5 protein-coding genes are annotated in these 5,309 nt (G+C 70.6%); 1 reads left to right on the top strand and 4 read right to left on the bottom strand.

Features of this window, described 5'->3' with window-relative positions:
* From G6018_RS10265 to G6018_RS10275, 3 genes are all read right to left on the bottom strand, one after another.
* On the bottom strand, positions 1-620 hold a 620-nt coding region (locus G6018_RS10265), incomplete at its 3' end, for a response regulator (protein WP_182639540.1).
* Positions 617-1,813 (bottom strand): ATP-binding protein, encoded by a 1,197-nt coding sequence (locus G6018_RS10270; protein ID WP_182639541.1) that lies wholly within the window; start codon positions 1,811-1,813, stop codon positions 617-619. The genes G6018_RS10270 and G6018_RS10265, both read right to left, overlap by 4 nt.
* A gap of 111 nt (positions 1,814-1,924) precedes the next feature.
* Positions 1,925-2,674, bottom strand: a complete 750-nt coding sequence (locus G6018_RS10275) for a phosphoglyceromutase (protein ID WP_179523393.1) — start codon at positions 2,672-2,674, stop codon at positions 1,925-1,927.
* 41 nt (positions 2,675-2,715) lie between these two features.
* On the opposite strand from G6018_RS10275, the gene G6018_RS10280 reads away from it, so the two are divergent.
* Entirely contained in the window at positions 2,716-4,419 is a 1,704-nt protein-coding gene (locus G6018_RS10280; protein WP_182639542.1) for a long-chain-fatty-acid--CoA ligase, read from the top strand.
* A 189-nt stretch (positions 4,420-4,608) separates the two neighbouring features.
* Here G6018_RS10280 and G6018_RS10285 read toward each other — a convergent pair whose 3' ends face one another.
* Entirely contained in the window at positions 4,609-5,157 is a 549-nt protein-coding gene (locus G6018_RS10285; protein ID WP_179525998.1) for a YbjN domain-containing protein, read from the bottom strand.
* Positions 5,158-5,309 lie beyond the last annotated feature (152 nt).

A 5,309-nucleotide genomic window follows, 5' to 3' on the forward strand; every position in this document is an offset into this window, starting at 1 on the left:
ATCTTCGAGCGCAGCCGCTTGACGTGGACGTCCAGAGTCTTGGTGTCCCCCACGTAGTCCGACCCCCAGACGCGGTCGATCAGCTGACCGCGGGTGAGCACCCGGCCCGAGTTGCGCAGCAGGTACTCGAGCAGGTCGAACTCCTTGAGCGGGAGGGTCACCACCGACCCGCGGACGGTCACCGTGTGCCGCTCGATGTCCAGGCGCACCGGGCCCGACTCCAGGACACCGATGTCGTCCGGCTGGTCTCCCTCCGTGTCCGCGCCGCGCCTGAGCACGGCCCGGATGCGGGCGATGAGTTCGCGGGCCGAGTAGGGCTTGGTCACGTAGTCGTCGGCCCCCAACTCCAGCCCGACCACTTTGTCGATCTCGCTGTCCCGCGCGGTCACCATGATGACCGGGACGCTCGAGGTCACCCGCAGGCGCTTGCACACGTCGGTTCCGGACATGCCCGGGAGCATGAGGTCCAGCAACACGATGTCCGCGCCCTCCGCGTCGAAGCTCTCCAGCGCGGTCGGGCCGTCGCCGGCGATGGTGACCTCGAAGCCCTCCTTGCGCAGGAGGAACGCCAACGGATCCGCGAGCGAAGCCTCGTCCTCTACGATCAGCACCCTGGTCACGGCACCTGGTCCTCTCCTTGTTGGTCGTGCTCGGCGGGGGGCGGGACCCCCTCGCCACCCGGCTCCACATGGGCCGGGAGTTCGAGTGTGAACGTGGACCCGGTCCCGGGCCTGCTCCAGATGCTGACGCCGCCGTTGTGGTTCTGGGCGACGTGCTTGACGATCGCCAACCCCAGCCCGGTCCCGCCGGTGGCCCGGGACCGGGCCTTGTCCACGCGGAAGAACCGTTCGAACACGCGGGTCTGGTGCTCGGGCGCGATGCCGATCCCCCGGTCGGTGACCCGCAGCATCACGGTGTCCCCGTCGAGCGCCCGCGTGATCGAGACCGGGGTGCGCTCCGGCGAGTAGTTGACGGCGTTGGAGATGAGGTTGGTCAACGCGGTGACCAGCAGTGTCCAGTCGCCCGAGATCTCGAGCCCGGAGGGCGCGTCGGTGATCAGCTCGATCCCGGCCGCCTCCGCCGCGGACGCCGACCTGCGCATGGCCTCGTCCACCACGGCGTCCACGTCCACCGGCTCGGGATCGCGGATCCGCTCGGCGCCCTGGAGCCGGGACAGCTCGATGAGCTCGGAGACCATCTTACCCAGCCTGTGGGCCTCGCTCACCACTCGGCCGCCGAAGTACTCGACCGACTCCGGGTCGTCCTTGGACTCCAGCAGCGCCTCGGCCAACACGGCCATGGCCCCCACCGGTGTCTTGAGCTCGTGGGAGACGTTGGCCACGAAGTCGCGCCGGGCGGCCTCCATGCGCCGCTGCTCGGAGTCGTCGTCGGCGAACACCACCGCGAACTGACCGAGGTGTCCGCCGAGGATCTCGCTGCGGCCGCTCACCGACGGGATCCGGCGGCGCCCCGTGATGACCTTGGCGGGCAGGTCGAACGCCGAGGGCTCGCCGCCGGCGAAGGTGATCTCGGCCGCGCGCCACACCGGGTCCACCAGGAGCCGGTCGTCCACGATGCCCAGCTCCGCGGCGCGACGGTTGTAGAGCACCACGTCCTGGTGTCGGTCCACCACGGCGAGCGCGTACGGCGCCTGGTGGTACACCGCCCGCAGGACCTCCAACCGGCTCGGACCCTGCTGCTCGGCGAGCCGGAGCTCACGGCGGGCGTTGAGCCGGGGGACGACGAACCCGCCGACGACAAAGCCGACCACTGCGGCGATGATCGCGAGGGCGATCCCGAGACTGACCTGCACGAGGCAGATACTACGGTGCGGCGAATCGGCGACCACAACGGAGAACCCCCGTCCATCTGCGGGAAGTCCGCAGGTGGACGGGGGTTCGCCGCGTGTTCACCGGAGCGACACCTACTTCTGGGCGCCCTGGCTGGCGACGGCCGCGGCTCCCGCGGCCGCGGCCTCCGGGTCGAGGTAGGTGCCCCCCGGGTTGGAGACCAGACCGGAGTCGTCGAAGCGGTAGACCAGCGGGATGCCGGTGGGGATGTTCAGGCCCGCGATGTCCTCGTCGGAAATGCCGTCGAGGTGCTTGACCAGTGCGCGCAACGAGTTCCCGTGCGCGGCCACCATGACCGTCTTACCCTCCGCCAGCTGCGGCGCGATCTCGGCCGCGTAGTACGGGATGAAGCGGTCCACCACGTCCTTGAGGCACTCGGTCAGCGGCACCTCCGGCAGGTCCGCGTAGCGGGGGTCCGCCGACTGCGAGTACTCGTTGTCCGCATCGATCGCCGGCGGCGGCGTGTCGTAGCTCCGGCGCCAGAGCATGAACTGCTCGTCGCCGAACTCGTCCTTGATCTCCGCTTTGTTGAGGCCCTGGAGCTTGCCGTAGTGCCGCTCGTTGAGCTTCCAGTGCCGCACCACGGGGATCCAGTGCCGGTCGCAGGCGTCGAGCGCGATGTTGGCCGTGGTGATGGCCCGACGCAGCAGCGAGGTGTACAGCACGTCCGGGAGGATGCCCTCCTCGGCGAGGAGTCTGCCGCCGCGGACCGCCTCCTCGCGGCCGAGGTCGGTGAGGTCCACATCGACCCATCCGGTGAACTGGTTGGAGGCGTTCCACGTGGACTGACCGTGACGCAGCAGGACGAGGGTTCCGTAAGCCATACGGTCATTATGACCCGACGCCCGAGGACTACGGTGCAGACATGACCACACACGCCGGAGACACCCCCGATCGACCCGACCGGCCGTGGACCGCCCACTACACCCCGGGCACCACACATAACCTCGACTACGGCACCACCACGCTCATCGACCAGTTCGACGACGCCGTGCGCACCTACGCCGACCGGCCCGCGACCGAGTTCTTCGGCCGACTGACCCCCTACTCCGAGATCGGCAGCCGGGTCCGCCACGCTGCCGAGGGACTGCGTCGCCTCGGGGTGGGGCGCGGGGACCGGGTCGCGGTCCTGCTGCCCAACTGTCCGCAGGGGATCGTGGTGTTCTACGCCGCGCTGCGGATCGGCGCGATCGTGGTCGAGCACAACCCGCTCTACACCGCCGACGAGCTCGAGGGCCCGTTCGCCGACCACGGCGCGAGGGTGGTGGTGACCTGGAACGTCGTCGCCGGGATGGTGCGCGAGCTGGCCGACCGCCCCGGCACGGAGATCGAGCACATCGTCGCCGTCGACCTGCTCGACGAGCTCCCCGCGGCCAAGCGCCTGGCGCTGAAGCTCCTGCCCGTCCCGTCGCTCCGCGCCTCGCGGGCCAAGCTCTCCGCGCCCGCTCCCGGGACGCTGGACTGGCGCGAGCTGGAGACCGGGCCGGAGCTGGACTTCTCGTATCCCCGCCCGAAGGCCGACGACCTCGCGCTGATCCTGTACACCTCCGGCACCACCGGCACGCCCAAGGGCGCCACGCTCTCGCACGCCAACCTCGTGGCCAACGCCAAGATGGGCGAGGCCTGGGTGCCCGAGCTCGAGCTGGGGCGCGAGCGGTTCCTGGCCTCGCTGCCGATGTTCCACGCCTACGGGGTGACGCTCTGCGTGGTGATCGGGATCGCGGTGGGTGCCCGGCTGCAGCTCGTGCCCGCGCCCGAGATGGACCTCATCATGCCGATCCTGGCCAAGGACCTGCCCACCTTCATCCCGGCCGTCCCCCCGATCTACTCCAAGATCCTCGAGGAGGCCGGCAGGCGGGGCATCCCGCTGCACGGCATCCGGCACTCGCTGTCCGGCGCCATGAGCCTGCCCGACGAGCTCATCGAGAGGTGGGAGGCCGCGACCGGGGGCCTGCTCGTGGAGGGGTACGGGATGACCGAGACCTCGCCCATCACGGTGGGCAACCCCATGTCGACGGCGAGGCGGGCCGGCAGCATCGGCGTCCCCTTCCCGGACACCGACGTCCGCGTCGCCCACAAGGACGACCCCACCGTCGACGCCGACCCGGGCGAGCCCGGCGAGCTGTTGGTCAGGGGCCCGCAGGTCTTCCCGGGCTACTGGCGTAACCCCGCGGCCACCGCCGAGACCTTCCACGAGGGCTGGCTGCGCACCGGCGACGTGGTGGTCCAGGACGCCGACGGCTTCCTCCACGTGGTGGACCGCATCAAGGAGATGATCGTCACCGGCGGGTTCAACGTCTACCCCTCCGAGGTGGAGGCGGTCCTGCGCAGGGCCCCGGGCGTGGCCGACTGCGCGGTGGTGGGCCGGCGCGGACCGGACGGGGGCGAGCAGGTCGTGGCCGCGGTCGTGCTCGAACCGGGCACCGAGCTCGACGCCCCGGCCCTGCGCGCCCACTGCAAGGCCTCACTCGCCGGGTACAAGGTCCCCCGGGAGTTCGTGGCGCTGGGCGAGCTGCCCACCAACCCGATGGGCAAGGTCCTGCGCAAGAAGGTCGCCGAGCAGCTCTGACGGGAGCCGCGACGCCCGCGCCGTCGGTGGCCCACACCGTCGGCGGCCCGCTCCGTCGACGCTCCACACCGTCGGCGCCCCACACCGTCGAAAAGAGCGTCCCGCACACATCGGCCGAGAAGAGGGTGAGCGGAACGCTCTTTTCGACGGAGAGGCGGGCGCCGGGGGCGGGCGCCGAGGGCTCGCGGGTTACTCGTGCCCCGGCTGGGGCAGGTCCTCGGTGAGGTGGCGGAACGCGTCCAGGTTGCGCAGCGGCTCACCGCGCGAGACGCGCCACTCCCACTCGCGGCGGATCGAGGTGTGGAAGCCGGTCTCGAGCAGGATGTTGAAGTCGTGATCCGCCGCCTCGAGCACCTGGCCCAACACGCGGTCGAGCTCCTCCTCGGTCACCGCGACCAGCGGCATCCGGCCCACCAGGTAGATGTCGCCGTTGTTGTCCAGCGTGTACGCCACCTGGTACAGCCGACGGTTGCGCCGCAGCAGGTACTTGTAGACCCTCTCGAAGTCCTCGTCGGGCTTGCGGCAGACGAATGCCTCGATCCGCACGCTCTCCCGGTTCACCGTCAGATGGCAGGCGGTCTTGAGCCGCTTCTCCCCCGGCAGCTGGACCACGAAAACGCGGCCGTCGGCCAACGTCGACTCGATGTCCCGCTCCACCAGGAAGCGTCGGATCAACTCGAGGGTGGGGCGGTCGACGTCGTCGGCACCGCGCGGCGCGGACCCGCCGTCGTCGTCCATGCGCTTGTTCTCGGTGGGGTCGATCATGGTGACTCCTTCGGTTCGACGGCCCGGACTCGTGAGCGATTCGTCACGGGGGCTTGTTCGGACGGGGCCGGGTTCGCGGGCCGGGGTCGCGGGCCGCGCCGCTGCGGTCCGGATTCGCGCGCCGC

It is taken from the genome of Dietzia sp. DQ11-44 (genome assembly GCF_014145205.1).
Taxonomy (GTDB): domain Bacteria; phylum Actinomycetota; class Actinomycetes; order Mycobacteriales; family Mycobacteriaceae; genus Dietzia; species Dietzia natronolimnaea.

Bases quoted from the DNA above. Each gene is read 5' to 3' on its own strand.
- G6018_RS10285 (WP_179525998.1), bottom strand. From the start codon at position 5,157: ATGGACGACGACGGCGGGTCCGCGCCGCGCGGTGCCGACGACGTCGAC.
- G6018_RS10280 (WP_182639542.1), top strand. From the start codon at position 2,716: ATGACCACACACGCCGGAGACACCCCCGATCGACCCGACCGGCCGTGG.
- G6018_RS10275 (WP_179523393.1), bottom strand. From the start codon at position 2,674: ATGGCTTACGGAACCCTCGTCCTGCTGCGTCACGGTCAGTCCACGTGG.